This window comes from Dehalogenimonas sp. NIT-SK1, assembly GCF_055384165.1.
In genome coordinates, this window is record NZ_AP042352.1 from 1,008,109 (window position 1) to 1,027,558 (window position 19,450).

The 19,450-nt window shown below is 43.8% G+C and carries 17 protein-coding genes and 1 riboswitch; of the genes, 9 read left to right on the forward strand and 8 right to left on the reverse strand.

Annotated elements, in window-relative coordinates:
• The first annotated feature begins 24 nt into the window (after positions 1-24).
• From acsB to trxA, 9 genes are all read left to right on the forward strand, one after another.
• A complete protein-coding gene (gene acsB, locus ACZ48S_RS05265; RefSeq protein WP_464211580.1) occupies positions 25-2,226 on the forward strand; it encodes an acetyl-CoA decarbonylase/synthase complex subunit alpha/beta in 2,202 nt (733 codons plus the stop codon).
• Between the two features lie 16 nt (positions 2,227-2,242).
• On the forward strand, positions 2,243-3,601 hold the full coding sequence (gene acsC / locus ACZ48S_RS05270; RefSeq protein WP_464211581.1) for an acetyl-CoA decarbonylase/synthase complex subunit gamma: 1,359 nt from the start codon (positions 2,243-2,245) through the stop codon (positions 3,599-3,601).
• Complete coding sequence (locus ACZ48S_RS05275) at positions 3,601-4,485, forward strand: dihydropteroate synthase (protein WP_464211582.1); 885 nt, start codon at positions 3,601-3,603, stop codon at positions 4,483-4,485. The genes acsC and ACZ48S_RS05275 overlap by 1 nt, the downstream gene beginning before the upstream one ends.
• Entirely contained in the window at positions 4,470-5,114 is a 645-nt protein-coding gene (locus tag ACZ48S_RS05280; protein ID WP_464211583.1) for a DUF3786 domain-containing protein, read from the forward strand. Before ACZ48S_RS05275 ends, ACZ48S_RS05280 begins: the two co-directional genes overlap by 16 nt.
• Entirely contained in the window at positions 5,081-5,629 is a 549-nt protein-coding gene (locus ACZ48S_RS05285; RefSeq protein WP_464211584.1) for a LuxR C-terminal-related transcriptional regulator, read from the forward strand. The genes ACZ48S_RS05280 and ACZ48S_RS05285 overlap by 34 nt, the downstream gene beginning before the upstream one ends.
• Positions 5,602-6,789: a sensor histidine kinase gene (locus ACZ48S_RS05290; RefSeq protein ID WP_464211585.1), complete on the forward strand. Its 1,188-nt coding sequence runs from the start codon at positions 5,602-5,604 to the stop codon at positions 6,787-6,789. The genes ACZ48S_RS05285 and ACZ48S_RS05290 overlap by 28 nt, the downstream gene beginning before the upstream one ends.
• An 86-nt stretch (positions 6,790-6,875) precedes the next feature.
• Positions 6,876-8,027, forward strand: a complete 1,152-nt coding sequence (locus ACZ48S_RS05295) for a (Fe-S)-binding protein (RefSeq protein WP_464211586.1) — start codon at positions 6,876-6,878, stop codon at positions 8,025-8,027.
• A gap of 13 nt (positions 8,028-8,040) precedes the next feature.
• Positions 8,041-11,397 carry an FAD-dependent oxidoreductase gene (locus ACZ48S_RS05300; RefSeq protein ID WP_464211587.1) on the forward strand — a complete coding sequence of 1,119 codons (3,357 nt, stop codon included), beginning with the start codon at positions 8,041-8,043 and terminating at the stop codon, positions 11,395-11,397.
• A 90-nt stretch (positions 11,398-11,487) separates the two neighbouring features.
• Positions 11,488-11,805: a thioredoxin gene (trxA, locus tag ACZ48S_RS05305; protein WP_464211588.1), complete on the forward strand. Its 318-nt coding sequence runs from the start codon at positions 11,488-11,490 to the stop codon at positions 11,803-11,805.
• A 32-nt stretch (positions 11,806-11,837) separates the two neighbouring features.
• Here the strand turns inward: trxA and cobU are convergent, their stop codons facing one another.
• The 8 genes from cobU to ACZ48S_RS05345 all read right to left on the reverse strand — a co-directional run bounded on the left by cobU (position 11,838) and on the right by ACZ48S_RS05345 (position 19,446).
• A complete protein-coding gene (gene cobU, locus ACZ48S_RS05310; RefSeq protein ID WP_464211589.1) occupies positions 11,838-12,419 on the reverse strand; it encodes a bifunctional adenosylcobinamide kinase/adenosylcobinamide-phosphate guanylyltransferase in 582 nt (193 codons plus the stop codon).
• 8 nt (positions 12,420-12,427) lie between these two features.
• Positions 12,428-13,042, reverse strand: a complete 615-nt coding sequence (locus ACZ48S_RS05315; RefSeq protein WP_464211590.1) for a histidine phosphatase family protein — start codon at positions 13,040-13,042, stop codon at positions 12,428-12,430.
• 11 nt (positions 13,043-13,053) lie between these two features.
• The gene (cobS, locus tag ACZ48S_RS05320; protein WP_464211591.1) at positions 13,054-13,821 is read right to left on the reverse strand and encodes an adenosylcobinamide-GDP ribazoletransferase; all 768 of its coding nucleotides are present in this window, start codon (positions 13,819-13,821) and stop codon (positions 13,054-13,056) included.
• Between the two features lie 44 nt (positions 13,822-13,865).
• Positions 13,866-14,924 (reverse strand): nicotinate-nucleotide--dimethylbenzimidazole phosphoribosyltransferase, encoded by a 1,059-nt coding sequence (gene cobT, locus ACZ48S_RS05325; RefSeq protein WP_464211592.1) that lies wholly within the window; start codon positions 14,922-14,924, stop codon positions 13,866-13,868.
• A 28-nt stretch (positions 14,925-14,952) separates the two neighbouring features.
• Positions 14,953-16,056, reverse strand: coding sequence for an anthranilate phosphoribosyltransferase (gene trpD, locus ACZ48S_RS05330; protein WP_464211593.1), 1,104 nt, complete (start codon positions 16,054-16,056; stop codon positions 14,953-14,955).
• 26 nt (positions 16,057-16,082) lie between these two features.
• Positions 16,083-17,123: an alcohol dehydrogenase catalytic domain-containing protein gene (locus ACZ48S_RS05335; RefSeq protein ID WP_464211594.1), complete on the reverse strand. Its 1,041-nt coding sequence runs from the start codon at positions 17,121-17,123 to the stop codon at positions 16,083-16,085.
• Between the two features lie 106 nt (positions 17,124-17,229).
• A riboswitch (cobalamin riboswitch) is annotated at positions 17,230-17,420 on the reverse strand.
• Between the two features lie 33 nt (positions 17,421-17,453).
• Complete coding sequence (locus ACZ48S_RS05340; protein ID WP_464211595.1) at positions 17,454-18,527, reverse strand: pyridoxal phosphate-dependent aminotransferase; 1,074 nt, start codon at positions 18,525-18,527, stop codon at positions 17,454-17,456.
• A complete protein-coding gene (locus tag ACZ48S_RS05345) occupies positions 18,514-19,446 on the reverse strand; it encodes a cobalamin biosynthesis protein (protein ID WP_464211596.1) in 933 nt (310 codons plus the stop codon). The genes ACZ48S_RS05340 and ACZ48S_RS05345 overlap by 14 nt, the downstream gene beginning before the upstream one ends.
• Positions 19,447-19,450 lie beyond the last annotated feature (4 nt).

A 19,450-nucleotide genomic window follows, 5' to 3' on the forward strand; every position in this document is an offset into this window, starting at 1 on the left:
ACATGAAAGAGAGAACACTGGATAATGTCTAGGGTAATCGCAGAAGGCGCTATTAGGGGAGCCCATCAATTGGTTGGGGAAGCCAATACTGCCTGGCAGCAAGCCATAAAAAAAAGAAACGGCAATGAACCGGTCGGTTTTCCTGATACCGCCTACTATCTGCCAGTAATCTATGGTGTCATGGGCCATAAGGTTGAAAAGCTGGATGATATAAAATCGGTTTTGACGCGTTGTACCGAAATTCTATCTCCTCAAATGACAGATAAACAGGCCTTAGAATCGTTAGCTCCGGTTTTTAACGCTGGAATCGCCGCTCTTTTTGCTTCTGAGATAATTGAAGCCATCCGCTACTTGGAAGATCCGGATTTTTATACAGGCAGGGAAAATCCATCATCGGAGAATCTTTGGCTGGGTGCAGCGGATGACATCATACTGCGAAAACGAGGGGTAGAATTTGTTGACGGCAGTGTCCCCGGTTTTGCTGCCGTTTTAGGTTCAGCACCTGATAAGGAGACAGCTAAACTAATTGCCGATGAATTACAGAAACGGAACCTATACGTCTTTATGAGTACAGGGTCAAATGGTCAGCATTTCTGCGAACAAATTCAACTATCTGGATTCCAATTAGGTTGGCCAACCAGATTAGTCCCCTTTGGTCCTGATGCCTCATCAACTATCTTCGCTATTGGTTTTGCTGTTCGAGTAGCACTATCATTTGGAAATATTTCCCCTGGTAATTCCACTGAGCTTTTTGCATACGCCAAAGACAGGATTCCGGCATTTGTAATGCCTTTAGGCCAGGTAACCGACACGCTGTTTGCCCTGGCAGCCGGTGCATTGAACTTCGGCTTTCCTATTATTGCCGATACTCCAATACCGGAACTGGCTGTTGGAGATCCGCCGGTTGAATTAATTGTCGGCAATGTGCCCTATGACAATATTGTAAATAGAGCTACTGAAGTCCGGGGTATTAAAACCATCATAACCGAAGTCCCTGTGCCAGTAGGATATGGTCCGGCATTTGAGGGGGAGAGGGTTCGTGGCGAAGATATATACCTTGAATGCGGCGGCGGTCGTACCCCTATGTTGGAATTGGTGTCATCCAAATCAGCTAATGAAGTAACTGATGGACAGATAATGGTAGTTGGTCCTGATATTGACGAATTACCTCCTGGTAGCAAGCTACCTTTGGCAATCGTAGTTGAAGTCAGCGGCCGTCAAATGCAAGAAGACTATGAACCCATCCTGGAACGACAGATTCACCATTTGGTTAACTATGCCCAGGGGGTAATGCATATTGGCCAACGTGATATTGCCTGGCTTCGTATCAGTAAAGACGCTGTATCGAAAGGCTTCAGACTGGAGCATATCGGTAGACTTATCCACGCCAAGCTGCATCAGGATTTCGGTCGGATATTTGAAAAACTCCAGGTTACACTATTCACTGAAGAAGCTAAAGTAATTAGTATTTCTGAGCAGTCAAAAGTCATCTATGCCGCTAGGGATTCCCGTATTGAAGGTATGACTGATGAAACAACAGATACTTTTTATTCATGCCTGCTGTGCCAGTCATTTGCCCCATCCCATGTTTGCATTATCAGTCCGGAACGTACTGGGCTATGCGGCTCATACAACTGGATGGACTGCAAGGCTTCATTTGAAATAAATCCCACCGGCCCTAATCAACCGGTACCAAAGGGCGCAACCATCGACGGCCGCTTAGGCCAATGGCAGGGTGTTAATGAATATGTCTTTAAAGCTTCCAGGGGTCATATTGACCATTACAATCTCTACAGTATCTTATCAGACCCGATGACAGCATGTGGCTGCATGGAATGTATCTCAGCGGTATTACCGCTTTGCAACGGCATCATGGCAGTAAACCGGGAACATACCGGCATGACTCCTTCAGGGATGAAGTTCACCACCCTGGCTGGTACTATCGGTGGCGGTGTTACAACACCGGGGTTTTTAGGACACTCTAAGTATAATATTACCCAACGAAAATTTTTATCCGCTGAAGGTGGAATCAAAAGACTGGTCTGGATACCTCGTTCGTTGAAAGAAGATATTGCCGACAGGTTTAACAAGCGAGCGATAGAAATTGGTATTCCTGACCTCCTAGACCGTATTGCGGACGAGAGCGTCGGTACTACCGAAGAAGAAATTATGGCTTTCCTGAATGCTAAAGAACATCCAGCCCTGAATATGGATTCGCTTATTTAAATCAAGGAGATAACTCATGGGTCTTTCCGGAATTGAAATTTTTAAATACCTACCTCGAACTAATTGCGGTAAATGCGGAGTGCCAACCTGTCTGGCTTTTGCCATGAGCCTGGCAGCGGGCAAAGCAGAACTTTCAGCCTGTCCTTTTGTCACTGATGAAGCCAAGGCCAAACTGGAAGAGGCCTCAACACCTCCCATTAGACCGATCAGCATCATGACAGGTAATCAACCACTTAAAATAGGCGGCGAAACAGTCATGTTCCGCCATGAAAAACGATTTGAAAACCCGCCAGGGTTGTCAGTTATTGTTAGCGACACGATGGATGATGAGGAAATTTCACGTCGCTTTAAAAGTCTGAAACTATATCGTTTTACTCGAGTCGGAGCCACCCTGAATCCAGAATTGCTTGCGCTTAAATATGAATCTGGAATAGCCTCAAAATATACTGACTTGGTTTCAAGAGCAATAAAAGAAACTGACGGCGGGCTTATTCTCATGTGCCAGGACAGTGCCGCAGTAAAAGCTGCTGTTGCCAAATGCGGAAAGAGAAAACCATTATTATATGCCGTCACCACTGAAAACATTGAGACACTGGCAGCTTTGGCTGTCAATTCAGAACTGCCGGTGGTAGCCCGCGGCAATAATCTAGATGAACTGGCGGAACTGACCAAAAAGCTTAACGAAGCTGGCATCAAAGATATTATACTGGACACTGGAAGCCGCAGTTTAAAACAATCTCTAACAGACCAGGTAGCATTACGACGCCTGGCTTTATCTAAAAAATATCGGCCACTAGGCTATCCCACAATTGTTTTCCCATCAGAGATGACTTCCAACCCGCTGAAAGAATCTCTTATTGCCGCGGCGTTAATGGCCAAATATGCCGGTATAATCGTCCTTTCCGATTTCAAAGGAGAAACACTTTTCCCACTCCTTGTAGCGAGGCTAAATCTCTACACAGACCCACAAAGGCCATTGGCGACTTCCGAAGGGGTATACGAAATTAACGGTCCGGATGAGAATTCACCGGTAGCCGTGACCTGTAACTTCTCTCTGACCTATTTCATAGTTTCAGGTGAAATAGAGAATACCAGGATGCCGGCACATCTGCTTATTAAAGACACGGAAGGATTGTCAGTCATGACCGCCTGGGCAGCCGGAAAATTCGGCGCTGATAATATTGCTAATTTCATCAAGAAAAGCGGTATAGCTGAACGTGTTAAACATCGGAAACTCATTATCCCGGGTTATATTGCCATGGAAAGCGGCGGGCTTGAAGAAGAATTACCTGAATGGGAAATTATGGTCGGTCCACGAGAAGCAGCACATCTACTTTCCTATTTGAAAACTAACTGGGAAAACAAGGATGACTAATGACCATACTTGTTGGCGAAAACATAAACATTATGTCACGGCACTTTGGGGTTGCGCTCAGAGAAAGACAAGCTGAACCAATTGAGAATTTGGCCAGGAATCTAACTGCTTCCGGGATTGACTACCTCGATCTCAATATCGGACCAGCTAGGAAAAGCGGTGCGGAACTCATGCAATGGTTGGTTTCTGCAATCCAAAAGATAACCAACCTGCCGCTTTCACTTGATACCACAAATACAGAAGCGATTGAAGCCGGATTAAAATTATGTCAGCAACAAACTCTGATAAATTCCGTATCTCTGCAACCAGAACGAATGGAACGGCTACTACCGATAGCGAAAGAATACAATGCTGAAATTATTGGTTTACTCTGGGGTCCCGAGGGAATGCCACGCGACTTGAATGAGCGCTGCATGTTAGCAGTGGACTTGGTATATAAAGCCAATCAAGCCGGTATTCCCAATGAGGACATTTGGATAGACCCTATCGTTACTCCGATTAGTGGAGATATCAACCAGCTGAATTCCTGCCTGGAATTTTTGGAGATGCTCCCGGAAATTGCGCCCGGATGCAAATCAATAGTTGGCTTGTCGAACGTTTCCAACGGTGCGCCCTCCGAATTGCGTGCCATACTGAACCGTACCTATTTCATGATGCTGTCTCGTTATGGTCTTTACGCAGCCATAGTGGATGCTTTTGACCATGAGTTGATCGATATTGCTCGTGGAAAACGGCCTGACCTAATTGCACTTGTACATAGAGCCATGGACGATGGAGATGAGACGAACTTCGGTTATTTGAACAAACAGGACCAGGATTATGTAAAAACTGTCAAGGTACTCACGGGGAAATCTTTGTATTCCGATTCATGGCTGATGATATGATGTCATCAGCCCATTTACCCGGTACAGCAATGCAAGGTTTCCAGAAAGCTTATAATGAAGCTGCACAGATAGCTTTTGAAACACTGCAAAAAGGTGATATTGATCAGATATGCCACAGGACAGGAGCAATTAAGGGCAGTCAAGCCACGTTAAGCATCAACTATCTGGGAAATGTTTATACTATTGATTTAGAAAAACGAACATTCATCAGTGATGTTAAGGATATTGAACTTGCCGATAAGCTGATCATACTTCATTATTTGATGGGTTCGGATAAGCATCAGTCACCATCAAGTATTATCACTTTTAAAGATTTACCAGAAGGAACTATCTACTTCCCTACTTTCCGTAAAAGAGTAATTAATCCGCTGTTAAAGGCTTTTGAAAATAAAACCGATAAATTTATCGAAGCTTGTTATCGTTTAAACGGTATACCGGCATCAAAGGGTGATGTTGCCTCATATTTTCAGGTTCTGCCCAGAATAGGCATGACTTTTGTAATGTGGAACGGTGATTCGGAATTGCCCGGCGAAGGAACCGTTTTATTTACTAAGGATATAATAAACTATCTGCCAATTGAGGATATTACCGTATTATGCCAGATACTTACACAAAAACTATCAGAATAGACATGCAATACGCTGCCATGCCTCGCATGAACGGAATTGAAGCTACTAAAGAAATCAAACAATTTCTACCAACCACCGCGGTTCTTATATTGACTGCGTATGACTCTGACCAGTATGTTATGGCATTAATTGAAGCTGGAGCTGCGGGTTACATGTTAAAAAATGTCCGCGGTAATCAATTACTTGATGCTATACGAGCTGTTCATTCAGGGGAGTCCATACTACAACCGTCAACCACCCGTAGAGTCATAGATCAACTGAATAAAACGAACAACTTCATTTCAAAAGAAGAGAGTTCACCATCACATTCACTTACAGAAAGAGAGATGGAAGTCTTAAAGTTGGCGGCAAAAGGAGTCAGCAACAAAGATATTGCAGAACAATTATATCTGAGTAGCCGTACTGTTCAGACACATCTGTCAAACATCTTCAAAAAAATTAATGTCGCTTCACGAACTGAAGCGATATTATACGGACTTAAACGAGGTTGGTTCTATATGGAGGAATTACCCTGAAAATACCGAAAATAAAACCAACCCTTTTTCTTAACACCCACGGATGGTGGCATGGTATTTTTAGGGTATTTGCGAATTTCCATCTGTGGCTTTTGATAATATTGCTCGTCATCGGATTCTTACTGCAATACCCCCAGTTTATCCCTTTCATAGATATTCTCGATCCCAATAGTTTTTTCTCATTAAGCCGTCATTCCTTTGGACGTCTTATCATGTTATTGCCGATAACATACGCTGCTTTGGTTTTTGGTATAAGGATTGGACTCTTTGTACTCTTAATATCAATAGCTATAATCTTACCAAATCTTTTCATTTTTGAGGAACCGGTCACACCCGATGATATTATCGAAATTATTGGGATTGTTATTATTGGACTGGTTGTAAATTTCTGGCTTGAAAGCTATGAAACTGATAAACGTTACCGACAGATGGCATATCTGAAATTGGAGAATACACAAAGAGAATTACAGAGGATGCAGCAAAACCTCAGATTTTATCTCAAGCAAATAACCATCGCCCAAGAGGAAGAAAGAAGGCGTATAGCTCAGGAGTTGCACGATGACACAGCTCAAGATCTTATTGCCATTTCACGTAAAATTGACGGTTATATGTCATTACATCCAACCCTGTCATCTTCAGACGAAGCCTATTTTGAGGATGTCCACCAACATATTAATCGAACTTTGAGCGGTGTACGACGTTTCAGTCAGGACCTGAGGCCTTCAGTTTTAGATGATCTTGGTTTAATTCCTGCCATCGAATGGCTTACACCTGAACTAGACAAGCACTTTAAATATAAAACCGAAATTAAAGTGATCGGCAGCCCAAAACGCTTCCCGGTTGAAACCGAGCTGGTTCTATTTCGAATTGTCCAGGAATCAATGAGAAATATTGGCAAACATGCTATAGCTAGTAAGGTATGGATTACTATTGACTTTTCACAAAACAATACTGTATTAACCATTAAGGATAATGGTCGAGGATTTCAGCCACCTGAACGCATAGGAGATCTCGCTGTCAGCGGTAAACTTGGCTTAACCGGTATGCAGGAAAGAGCCAGATTAATCGGTGCCAAACTTGATATAAATTCAATTCCTGGACAAGGCACCATCGTAACAGTTGCCTTGCTGTCTCCTGATACCTCCGAACATAATTATTAGAGATTCAATCTATTGCTGTTGCACATTAATATGTTATAATCCAAAATATTGAATGCTTGTTCAATATCAATCAGGAGGTCTGACTCATGTCCACGAAATCACCGTTCCCGGAAGTTGCCGAGCTAATTAGAGAAAATGGTGGTGAAGACATCAACGAGTGCTTTCAGTGTGGATCTTGTTCCGCATCTTGTCCTTGGCAGGATTATATAGCTTTTCTTCCGAGAAAGATGTTTCAGGAAGCCAAATTGGGTAATACTAACTTTGAATCTGATAATTATTGGCGCTGCGTAACATGTAACAAATGTGTCCAGCGTTGTCCCCGTGGAGTTTCGATCATAGACATTATGCAGGCATTCAGACGCACCATCATTGAAGTAGGAATTGCAGAAACCCCGTCAGCCTTGACTGCGATATCAAAGAATTTAAATTCTACCGGTAATCCATTGGGGGAAGCTTCAGAAAAACGCAATAATTGGGCCACCGATTTGAACATAAGCGAATTCACCAACGAAACTGAATTTTTATTTTCTCCCTGCTGCATAAGCTCCTATGACCCTTCCCATAGGAACAGTGTCACAGCGGCTATTTCTGTTATGAGCAAAGCTGGTGTAGATTTTGGCATATTGAATGACGTTAATTGCTGCGGAGAAAGCGTAAGGAAATACGGTGATGAATCACTTTTTCAGCAATTGGCTGGAAATAATATTAATCTATTCATCCGACAAAAAGTGAAACGCATTATAGTTAATTCTCCTCATTGCTACCACACTATGAAAAATGAATACCCGGCATTAAGCGGTCAATTTGAAATAGTTCATACTAGCCAATTGATTGAGAACTTGTTACTAAAAGGGCACCTCAAGTTATCCAATGAAATTTGGCGCCGGGTGACCTACCACGACCCCTGCTATTTGGGACGTCACAACAACATCTATGAAACTCCAAGAAACATAATAAAGGCTATACCCGGCATTGAATTGCTGGAAATGAATGCTTCTAAAGCAGACAGTCTATGTTGCGGCGGTGGTGGCGGGCGTATCTGGATGGAAACACCAAAGGAAGAACGTTTTAGCAATACACGATTGCAACAGGCACTAAACACCGGGGCTGACACTCTAATCACCAGCTGCCCCTATTGTCTGTCCAATTTTAAAGATAGTGCTTTGAATCAGGCTGTACCGGAAAGTTTTTCGATTCTCGACATCAATGAATTAGTCGCGCAATCTCTATTAGCCTAATTAGGATGCAACAATGACTGAAAAAATTCGAACAGGAGTTTACGTCTGCCACTGCGGGGTAAACATTGCCGGCATGATTGACGTGCTTTCAGTAGCCCAGTACGCTGCGGATCTGCCTAATGTAACCATAGCGCGAACTAATAAATATACTTGTTCCGATCCCGGTCAGGATATTATCAAAAATGATATTCGGGAACATAACCTGAATAGAGTTGTTATTGCCGCCTGCTCTCCGACAATGCATGAAAAAACATACCGAAAGGCACTTTTATCCGCCGGTCTCAATCCTTATTTATTGGAAATGGCTAACATTAGAGAACACTGCGCATGGGTTCATAACGACAAAAACATGTCAACTTCTAAAGCTAAGGATTTAGTAAGAACCGCTGTTAAAAGAGTTTCCATGCACCAGCCTTTAGAGTCCCAGGAAATCACTGTGAATCCAAATACATTGATAATCGGCGGTGGTATAGCTGGTATTACCGCTGCACTGGAAATTGCGGAAGCGGGACATCAGGTATTTTTGGTAGAAAAGAACCCCAGCATCGGCGGACATATGGCACAATTAGACAAAACATTTCCCACTCTCGACTGTGCTGCTTGTATTTCCACACCTAAAATGAGCCTGGTTGGGCAACACCCCAAAATTACTTTGTTGTCATATAGCGAAGTAACCGCATTGGAGGGCCACACCGGCAACTTCAAAGCTAATATTCGCCGCAAACCGCGTTATGTAAATGAAATTGACTGCAAAGGATGCGGTGACTGCGCATCTGTTTGCCCAGTAACTCTCTCATCAGAATTTGATTTAGGCCTGGCCACAAGAAAAGCGGCTTACCGGCCATTCCCCCAATCAGTACCCAATACCTACACCATCGACCGTCGTGGCTCTCCACCTTGTCGTGCCGCGTGCCCCGCGGGCGTTAATGCTCATGGATATACTACCTTAATCGCACAAAGTAAGTTTTCTGAAGCTATTGAAGTAGTTCGACGTACAATGCCGTTCGTTTCTGTTTGCGGCCGAGTCTGCACTCATCCCTGTGAGTCTGATTGCAGTCGTGCTCAACTTGATGAAGCGGTTTCCATCCGGGCATTAAAAAAATTTATTGCCGACTACGAAATTAGTCATGGACGAAAAACAGTTAAAAACGAAATCAACCGGACTGAAAAAATAGCAGTAATCGGTTCCGGGCCTGCTGGCTTGAGCTGTGCTTATGACTTGCTGAAGCTGGGGTATCCAGTTACTATTTTTGAAGCGGCGGAAAAAGCCGGCGGTATGCTCCGCTACGGGATACCATCTTACCGTCTGCCCGATGCTGCGCTAGATAATGACATTAGTTATATTCAAGAATTAGGTCTGCAAATCAAAACAAATTATCGAATTGAATCTATTGAGCGTCTCAAAAATGACGGTTTTAGTTCAATTTTTATGGCTGGCGGTGCTTGGCAAAGCCGAAAGCTCGGCATTACAGGTGAAACGGCTAACGGGGTTTATTATGCTCTGGACATTCTTAAGCAATCGAGAAACAAAGCTTCGATCTCACTCGGAAGAAAGGTGATTATAATCGGGGGCGGTAATGCTGCTATTGACTCAGCGAGAACCGCGGTTAGACTAGGTGCGACCGAAGTTAATATCGTTTATCGTCGGTCACGGGATGAAATCCCGGCCATTGCCGAGGAGATTGAAACGGCTGAATCAGAAGGAATTAGATTAACCTTGCTTGCTGCGCCAGTTGCCATCAAGGAGAAAAACAATCAAGTTATGGGGGTCCGCTGTATACAAATGGAATTGGGAGAGCCCGACATAAGCGGCCGACGCAAACCTTCAGCGATAAATAATAGTGAGTTTGAGATACCTGCTGACAGTATCATCATAGCCGTCGGGCAAACTTTTGAAGGACATGGTTGCTTTGATGATCTGGAATATAGAACTGATGGCATGATCCAAACCGACCCGCTGACTCTAGCCACTAATATTCCCGGGGTATTTGCCGGCGGTGATGCTGCAACCGGTCCGTCTACCGTAATCGAAGCCATTGCATCCGGTAAAGAAGGAGCTGTTTCTATTGACCGTTATCTAAACAAGCGAGATATGGTATCAAACCGCAAACCTGAACTTGATATCACTCACCCCGATCTTAGAGGAGTTCTGCCAAAACCGCGGACCAAAATTCTTCGCACCAATTCAGAGACCAAATCTTTCGACGAAATCGAATTGTGTCTTAATGAAGAGCAGGCAATTGCTGAAGCTTCCCGTTGCCTGAACTGTTCCGGCTGTTCCGACTGCCGCCAGTGTGTCACTGCTTGTGAGCCTGGTTGTATAGATTTTAATCAAAAGGCTGAAGATATTGTTATCGAGGCTGGTAATATTATTATTGCTACTGGTTATGAAATGTTTGATCCCTCTGCGATAACTCAATATGGTTATGGTAAATACGAGAATGTCATTACCAGTTTGGAATTTGAACGGCTGGCAAATGCTTCAGGTCCCACTAACGGAATGATACAACTTAAGGATGGTCGGAAGCCTGAAAGTGTGGCGTTCATTCATTGCGTCGGCAGCAGAGATAAAAACTATCATGAATATTGTTCACAAATCTGCTGTATGTACTCGTTAAAACAGGCTCATATTGTCAAAGAACGTTCCGGAGCACAGGTATATCAACTTTATATTGACTTGCGTTGTGCCGGTAAAGGATACGAGGAATTTTCCAACCGAGTTACCGATAAAGGGGTAAATCTTATACGGGGCAAGGTTGCCGAAATAACCGACCAAACCATCAACGACGAGCCGTCAGGTAAACTTATCGTTATAACTGAAGATACCCTGCAAGGAGAAATACTCCGTATTCCGGCAGATATGGTAGTACTGGCCGCAGCAGTAGAACCGCAGAACGATGCAGAATATAGCGGGCGACTTTTTAATACCCCTCACAGTGCTGATGGTTTTTTCTTGGAGAGGCACCCCAAACTTGACCCTGTGGCTACTATGAACGACGGTGTTTTTATTGCTGGCTGTGCCCAAGGCCCAAAAGATATACCTCAGACCGTCTCACAAGCCCAGGCAGCGGCATCAAAGGTTCTGGCGACCATCACCAAGGGTAGCATTTTGCTTGAGCCTTGTATATCTAAGGTTATTGAAGAGAATTGTGACGGCTGCGCTTATTGCGTTGAACCTTGTCCTTATAATGCAATCACTCTTATAGAATACGTTAATAAAGGTGAAGTCAAAAAAACGGTTGATTCCGACTCAATGAAATGCCGAGGTTGCGGTGTTTGCATGGCAACATGTCCTAAACAAGGTATCGTGGTGAATAATTTCACCACCAGTCAATTGCAGTCAATGGTAGATGAACTTGTTACCATCTAAAATTCAAGCTGAACGAGTACATTGGTTTGACCTTTATTCAATTTAGGGGTACCATTCTAGTGTAGATTATTAATAAAAGGGAGAGTATTTATGCCTCTGGAAATTACCGATGATACATTTGAAACGGAAGTGACTGAATCTAAATTGCCGGTTCTGGTAGATTTTTGGGCCCCATGGTGCGGCCCCTGTCGCATGGTGGCACCGGTGGTTGAAAAACTCGAAGAAAAACATAAGGAAAAATTCAAATTCTGCAAAATGAATGTGGATGAGAACCAAAAAACAGCTGGGAAATTCGGTGTCATGTCCATTCCCACTCTTATGTTTTTTAAGGACGGAAAAGCAGAGGAAACCGTAGTTGGAGCTGTTCCAGAAAGCGCTCTACAAGAAAAAATCGACAAACTTATCTAAGCAGAAACTATTAATTTAGCAAAGAGGCGGCTTTATGCCGCCTCTTTTGTATTACCACAATGTTTAACGCGTAAAGGAATTCCTGCCACCATCAAATATACTTCCGAACAGGCTGCAGCCAGCATCTGGTTCGCTCGGCCCAACACATCCCGATAAATCCTGGTTGATGAACCAATAGGGATTATACCTTCTCCGACTTCGTTAGTGACAATAATATATGTTGCGCTAGTTCTTCGCATTTCACTTTTTATTGTCTCTATTTCGGCTTTTACATCTTCTTCTACCAATTGTTCGCTGACCTGATCGCCGTTTATAACCATATGTTTACATAGAATATTGGTTACCAGTAATGTAATACAATCCAAGATTACAACATTATATCTGTAACCGGATTCTTGTATCGCTTTGCCTACATCACAGGGAGACTCAAGTGTGTGCCAATTAGACGGCCTGGATAGCTTATGCGCCTCAATACGCCGCTTCATCTCATCGTCCCCAGCTTCTGCTGTAGCAACAAATAATACTCTACTGCCTTCTTCACTGGCTAAAACTTCAGCATAGTTGCTTTTTCCACTGCGGGCACCGCCGATTAGTAATATTGATCTCTTGCTCATCACAACCTCTATTTTCTTAATAACCAATGGGACATGTCATTGAAACTTTCCAGCACTGCTCCTGAGGAATACAATTGCATTACGCTCACTGACCCACGAGTAATATTGAATTGCCAATGGTGCTTAACAGGAATGCCTAATAAATGACAAAGCATTATCCGAAATGGTCCGCCATGACCAACAAGCATAACAGCGTCATCGTCATTACTTCCTGATATTAAGCTGTCTAAAAACTGAATAGACCTTTCGGTTAAATCCCCAAAACTTTCACCTTCTGGAAAACACAAAGCTGAATCCCCGCAGCGCCATAGATCCGCTATCTTAGGGTACATAAGCGCGGCTTCTTCAAAAGTTTTTCTTTCAATAAGACCAAAGTTAACCTCATTAATATCTGAAGAAGTGATAACATTCAGACTGCGTTCAGCGGCAATTATTTCCGCTGTTTTTCGAGCTCTTCGCAGGGAACTGGTATATAGTTTATCTATTTTTTCTTCTATAAAACGCCGCCTCAGCGTCTCAGCTTGCTGATATCCAACTTCAGAAAGGTCAATATCAGTAATTCCATGACATCTGCCGGGTTCATCGCTGGCGGTTTCTCCGTGTCTTACCAATATCAGACGCAAATTTTACTCTCCTAAAACCAGTTATTGAAAGAGAATAGCACGACTAAAAGCAGGACAGCAAACTCATTAAATTCGTTTATTGTGCCGTAAGTATCACCGGTTAATCCCTGAAATTTCTCCTGGAAAAAATGCGAGACGATAATCGTAAACAGCCAAATGAGACCTAAAATTATAAATCCCTGCCAGCCGCCGATCAGCGTAGCAACAATTATTACCGAAAGACCGGCAATGAAAGGTGCGCCTTTCCCTGAACCTTCTTTAAGAGATTTCCCCATGCCCGTCTGGCGTGCATAAGGGTAATTAAAGACGGCATACACCATTGACCAACGACTAACAACCGGCATTAGAATCAAAGCGACGTAAATAATATTTTCAGGAACACTTATCAGCGCCGCATATTTCAGCAGTAAAATCAATACCGCCGCCACAACACCTATAGCCCCGACTCCGGGTTCTTTCATTATCTGTTTGCGCCGCTCGGGTGACCGATGCCCCCCAGCTAATCCGTCAAAGGTGTCTATAACTCCATCGAGGTGTATCCCGCCGGTCAATGCAACCATACAGACTAAAAGAAGGGCTTCCGCCATTAAATCCGGCAACAAAAGACTGAATAGCCAATACAGCCCGCACAGTACCACACCTATTATTAGTCCGATGAACGGATAATAAACCAACGAGCGAGCAAATTGTTGCTGACTTAAAGGTCGGTCCCAGTCCTCCTTTCCGAACGGTACTGGAACACTGGTTAAAAATCTCCACGCCGCAATAAAAGACATCATTGCATGCTTACCTTCTCTCCAATTCAATCAATTGAAACTTACATCTATGATGATTCGGAAACTCCCGCCTCACCGAAAGTTGCCATCTCCGCAAGTATTTTAACCGAAGTTTCCGCAATAAACATCCCTATCGCGGCTCCGGTTCCCTCTCCCAACCTCAGATCCAAGGTTACAATTGGCTTTAACCCCAGTTGCTCAGCCATAATAATATGGCCGGGTTCAACTGATAAGTGGCCCAAAAACATATAATCCTTTACTCGTGACGATAATCCGGCGGCAATTAACGCCGCAGCTCCTGAAATAAAGCCATCAATTACTACAGGAACGCCTCGCGCGGCGGCACCTAAAATAACACCGGTAATACCGCCGATCTCAAAGCCCCCTACTTTAGCTAATACTTCAAGAGCATTACCAGCGTCAGGATTATTGACGGATATGGATTGTTCGATAACCCGTATTTTATGCTCCAGCTGCTGATCCGAAAGTCCTGTACCACGGCCGGTAACTTTTACCACACTTTGACCTGTCATTACTGCACAAATAGCGGCTGAGGGGGTTGTATTACCAATCCCCATATCACCTGTTCCGACAATATCTAAACCTTTATCTATTTCATTATTAACCACTTCAATGCCTGACTCAATAGCCTGAACAGCCTGGGATTCAGTCATAGCTGGTCCTTGAGCCATATTAGCTGTACCCTTCGCAACCAACTTATTAATTATCGGAATATCAGCTGGCAAATCATCGGCAACACCCATATTAACAACTACAACTCTAGCCCCTATTTGTCGTGCAATAACATTAATGGCTGCCCCGCCGGCGACAAAATTCAGCACCATCTGGGGTGTCACTTCCTGGGGGTAATTTCCTACTTTCTCCGCGACCACCCCGTGATCTCCGGCCATAGTGATTATCGCCTTATGCTTAATTTGCGGTAGAATTCTACCTTGAATTCCGGCCAATTTTACTGAAATATCTTCCAGCTTTCCTAATGCTCCCTGGGGTTTTACCAACGAATCTTGCCGAGCCGCCGCACCTTTCATGGCTGATTCATCCAAGGACTTGATAGATGCCAGTGTTTGTTGTAACAGATTTCCCATTTCTAACTCCTTTATATTTTTAGCTCACTTAAATTAAGACTGTCAGTAATTCTTCCAATTTCCTCAGTCCTGCATCTGAATCTTCATTCTGTGCCAGGACCCATTCTTTAAGCTTTTCAACTGCTCTACCGGTTTTTATTAGATCTACGGCCATATGATAACCATCCCGCAGGTTTTTGACCTGCCCGGTAATATAGAATATTGGTGCGGCATTGACACATACCATTTGATAATCCGCCCCGTCACGACGACCGGATAATATTTCTAGCAAACGGACAGCCTCAGCACGAGAGGTACCAAAAGGATGGATTTTCGTCTCGTCAGCATCCAGTACCCCGAAATTGTCCGGCATAATACTGTATGTGCGAATTTCTGAAGAGTCTAACTCAGCGAAATATGTTTCACCAAATATGGATATCTCATCCATCCCTTTGCCGCAACCATTTGAACCATGAAATACCAGTGCTCTACCGTAGCCGATTTCCCGCATAACTTCAGCAACCGGCAATACCAGTTCACGCGCATAAACGCCCCTGACTCCAAGGCACGGCAATGCCGGATTAGCCAATGAAGCGGAAATGTTCAGTGTTGTGCCGAAACGAATCTGAGATAAAATGCGGAATAAAGCCTGCGGATGTGTTTTCGCACTCATACCATTGAAAATCCCTATTCCGGCTCGCTCAATTGATCGGTTTACGATTTCAACATCACATTCAACGTCAACACCCAGAGCTTCAATAACATCAATAGTGCCACAGCTGGAAGTCAGTGCGCGGGCGCCATGCCGCGCCATAAAATTACCTCCGGCAGCCCCTATAACAGCCGCAGCGGTACTGACATTGAATGTGTTCAAGCTGTCCATACCGGTACCGCAATTATCAATAAGAGGTCTGGGCGTTTTAGGAGTTACCTTTACCGTGTCACCTTCGTAAATAGCTTCCCATGCGCCGGCTATTTCTGCTGCCGTTTCACCCTTGGCAGTCAACGCAGCCAAAAAGGCACCCTGTTGCAGTTCCGGCTGGGCATTTTTCATAAGCTGATCAAACATTCCCTTGGTTTCTTCTCGGCTGAGGTTCTTCTTACTTAGCAATCTAGCAATACCAGTCCCGAATTCTTTCAAATCATTGTCCAAATGGTCCTCCTTTATTTTTTAATCAATTAATAACAGATTAACGCTTTTAAACCCAGGCAGTCCGCTGTATATTTGAGACTATTATCAATAGATTCTAAGGGAAAGCGCTTCGTAATCAAGTCATTTACCGGAAAACCGACTGCAATTAAATTTAATGCTTCGCTATTTTGCGCCGGAGTGGAGCCATAGGCACCGCACACGGTTAATTCTCGATAATGAATCTCATTTATATCTTTTAAAGCTAAACCGGTGTTGTTCCTACACCCAGAAAAAAGCGATAAGCGCCCTCCATGATTCAGCAGTGGCAATAATAATGCGGTAGGATAATGACTGGTGGCCATAATTATTATATCTGCTCCATATGCGTAGGTATCTGCCATCATTGTCTGATAAATATCGTTATCAGCAGTATTAATAACCATATTTGCTATACCAGACCTCAGCGCCCAACTTAGTCTGAATTCGGAGCAATCAGCTATAATAATTTTTCCGGCCCCACGGTGGCGCCCCAGCCGGGCATGAAGCAAACCTAATGGACCAGCACCGATGATAAGTAGCGTTTCACCTTGATTCAACCCGACTTTTTCCTGAGCATTAATACAACTGGCCAGCGGTTCGGTCAGCACGGCTTCAGTATCGCCTACAAAGTCAGGGATACTATTTATACCACCAGCTGTAATCGCTGGGTAAGGAACAGAAAGATACTCGGCAAAACCGCCGTCTATACTAAAACCGACAATCCTTAGTGAATTGCAGCGGCGGCTTTCACCACTGATACAAAAATCACATCCACCGCATCCCAGGCCAGGATATACTTGAACACGTTGACCGGTTTTGAAATGTTCATTTTGACTTTGAACGATAATTCCAACAATTTCATGACCCAAAATTCGCGGATACACAAGATCTCGATGACCGGACTCAAACACCTTAACATCAGTGGAACAAACGCCGCAGGCGATCACCCTAAGTAGCAACCCCCCAGCTGGACAAGATGGCTTCTCAACCCTCTTGAAAACTATCTTGCCGGCAGATTCAAGTACCGCGGCCTGCATTGTTTCTTTCAATACAAAAATCCCCAAACCGTTATTTCGGTCCAGGGACTATTATTAAACGCAATAATCCCCGAACCTTTTTTGGTTCAGGGATTTACCATTTCCCGAACCCTTCCTCGAGGGCTATAACACTACGGCAGGTCTTCTGGCTTCTGGTTCAAACCTAATTTCAGCGCCTTCCCGTTTTATCATTAAAACAAAACAGTGGCTCAATGCTGATTTCGTACCATCTACAGCGGCGGGACCGCATCCGATTTACACGGATTTCCCAATTAAGCTCCTATGAGCGCCGTAAGCCCGATATTAAATTGTTTTTTATTCTAATCCGTACACAATTAGCTGTCAATTATTTTTTATCGCCTGTACCAATTTTCGGCATTCCGGTAAAGTACGAGGGGCTATACGTACATATTCGGGAAGGCCAAAGGATGCACAGTCACGGACAATAATGCCGTGGCTCATTAAAGCTTCCCGAAAACTATGTGCGTCACCTACTTTCAACAGGAAAAAATTAGTTCTTGTGTTTATCGGATGATAGCCAATACTATTTAGTTCGAACAACAAATAATCTCGGTTGTGTCGTATCTGCGCTTCGCTTCGCCTGATATAAACCCGATCTTCTAGCGCCTGTTTGCCGGCACTCTGAGCTACCACATTAACATTCCACGGAGGCTTAACCTTCATTAGCTGGCTAATAATTCCTGCGCATCCAATCCCATATCCCAACCGCAGTCCGGCGAGAGCGAAATCCTTTGTCATGCTGCGAATGATAATCAGATTCCCTTGTGACACCAAATCAGTAGCTGCCCAATGCATTTCAGTGAATGCTATATAAGCCTCATCAAGAACAACCAACGTTTCATCACCGGCAGTATCTAATATCAGCTCTATATCTGACTTTGACAGGTATTGTCCAGTCGGATTATTAGGATTACATACAAATACCAATTTGGGTTTTAGTTGGGATATTAAATCAGCACATCTTTTTACATCGAAACAAAAATCATTCTTTTCTTCCGCCCAGAGTTCAACAACCTCTGCCCCTGCTATACGACAACCGAGTTCATATTCTCCAAAAGTCGGCTTTAATACAAGGGTCTTGTCCCCTTCCCCTAAATAGGACTGTGTTATCAACCGGATGATTTCCATACTACCGGCACCGACAATTACTTCATCTACCGCAATACGATTTTGACCCGCGATAAGCCGGCGTAATTCAGTCGAATCTGAATCCGGGTAGTGATCGATAACAACATCATCGAGGGTAAAACTCAGTTTAAATGGATATGGGTTGGAGTTCGAGCTAAAGTCCAAGACATCATCAGGTCGCAGACCCAGCTTGTCTAATTCAGCATAGTCAGGTCCGCCATGATAACAGCGATTTATTCTAACAATATTTCGTTTAGGTGACGGCAAATACAATACCTCCAGCCGTGAAACAAATAACGAACCAAACCAGTGTAGCCTTGTTAATGAGTCGAAGGGAATCATCAATTATACCCGGCGTCATCGGTCGGTCAGGTCTGCCTAGTCGATAACAACCGATTTTTTCGAGCTCAACACCAAGCGCACCCGCCGCTGCCGCCATAGGCCATCCGGCATTGGGGCTTTCAGTTTTATTGTGGTCTTCCCTCGCAATTCTCCAAGCCCGATTCGCTTTCCTTCCATTAAAATAAGCTGCAATCACTATAACTAAAGCTGATATTCTGGCTGGGATATAGTTCAATACGTCATCCAAGTAGGCTGAAAATTTTCCAAAATATTCATATTTACCCCTGTAACCGATCATGCTGTCAAAGGTACTTATAACTCGAAAGAATAAAGCTCCCGGCAAACCAAATAATAAAAAATAAAATATCGGAGATACCAGGCTGTCACACAGGCTTTCAGAAACCGATTCTACCGTGGCTGATACTAGATACGGCTTGGGAAGCTTGGAGGTATCACGGCTGACCAGCGATCTCAATTCAAAACGGCCCTGATCAATTGTCCTTTCGCTTTCAATCAAATTCTTGATATGCAGAGCTGTCTTCCGAAGGTACACAAAGCTAAAACTTGCTTTTAGTAATACGCCGGCAAAAACAATATATAATGCGTAATTATAATCCCTCAGCCATACAACAATAACCCATGTGATTGCCGCTACCCCCAGTGCCAGAACGAGGGTTAACAAAAGGCCATATATAAATTGAAAATATTTACCGCCTTTCAATCCTAAGCGCTGAAAAAATGAAATCACCCGGCCAAGCCAGGCTACCGGATGAACAATATTAGGCGGATCACCGATAGTAAATTCTATCAGTAGCGCAACCATTAAAATAAGGATAATATCCAATACT

Excerpts from the sequence above, each read along its gene's own strand:
- ACZ48S_RS05280 (WP_464211583.1), top strand. The coding sequence starts at position 4,470 with ATGGCTGATGATATGATGTCATCAGCCCATTTACCCGGTACAGCAATG.
- ACZ48S_RS05285 (WP_464211584.1), top strand. The coding sequence starts at position 5,081 with ATGCCAGATACTTACACAAAAACTATCAGAATAGACATGCAATACGCT.
- acsC (WP_464211581.1), top strand. The coding sequence starts at position 2,243 with ATGGGTCTTTCCGGAATTGAAATTTTTAAATACCTACCTCGAACTAAT.
- ACZ48S_RS05300 (WP_464211587.1), top strand. The coding sequence starts at position 8,041 with ATGACTGAAAAAATTCGAACAGGAGTTTACGTCTGCCACTGCGGGGTA.
- ACZ48S_RS05275 (WP_464211582.1), top strand. The coding sequence starts at position 3,601 with ATGACCATACTTGTTGGCGAAAACATAAACATTATGTCACGGCACTTT.
- cobU (WP_464211589.1), bottom strand. The coding sequence starts at position 12,419 with ATGAGCAAGAGATCAATATTACTAATCGGCGGTGCCCGCAGTGGAAAA.
- cobS (WP_464211591.1), bottom strand. The coding sequence starts at position 13,821 with ATGATGTCTTTTATTGCGGCGTGGAGATTTTTAACCAGTGTTCCAGTA.
- acsB (WP_464211580.1), top strand. The coding sequence starts at position 25 with ATGTCTAGGGTAATCGCAGAAGGCGCTATTAGGGGAGCCCATCAATTG.
- ACZ48S_RS05295 (WP_464211586.1), top strand. The coding sequence starts at position 6,876 with ATGTCCACGAAATCACCGTTCCCGGAAGTTGCCGAGCTAATTAGAGAA.
- trxA (WP_464211588.1), top strand. The coding sequence starts at position 11,488 with ATGCCTCTGGAAATTACCGATGATACATTTGAAACGGAAGTGACTGAA.
- cobT (WP_464211592.1), bottom strand. The coding sequence starts at position 14,924 with ATGGGAAATCTGTTACAACAAACACTGGCATCTATCAAGTCCTTGGAT.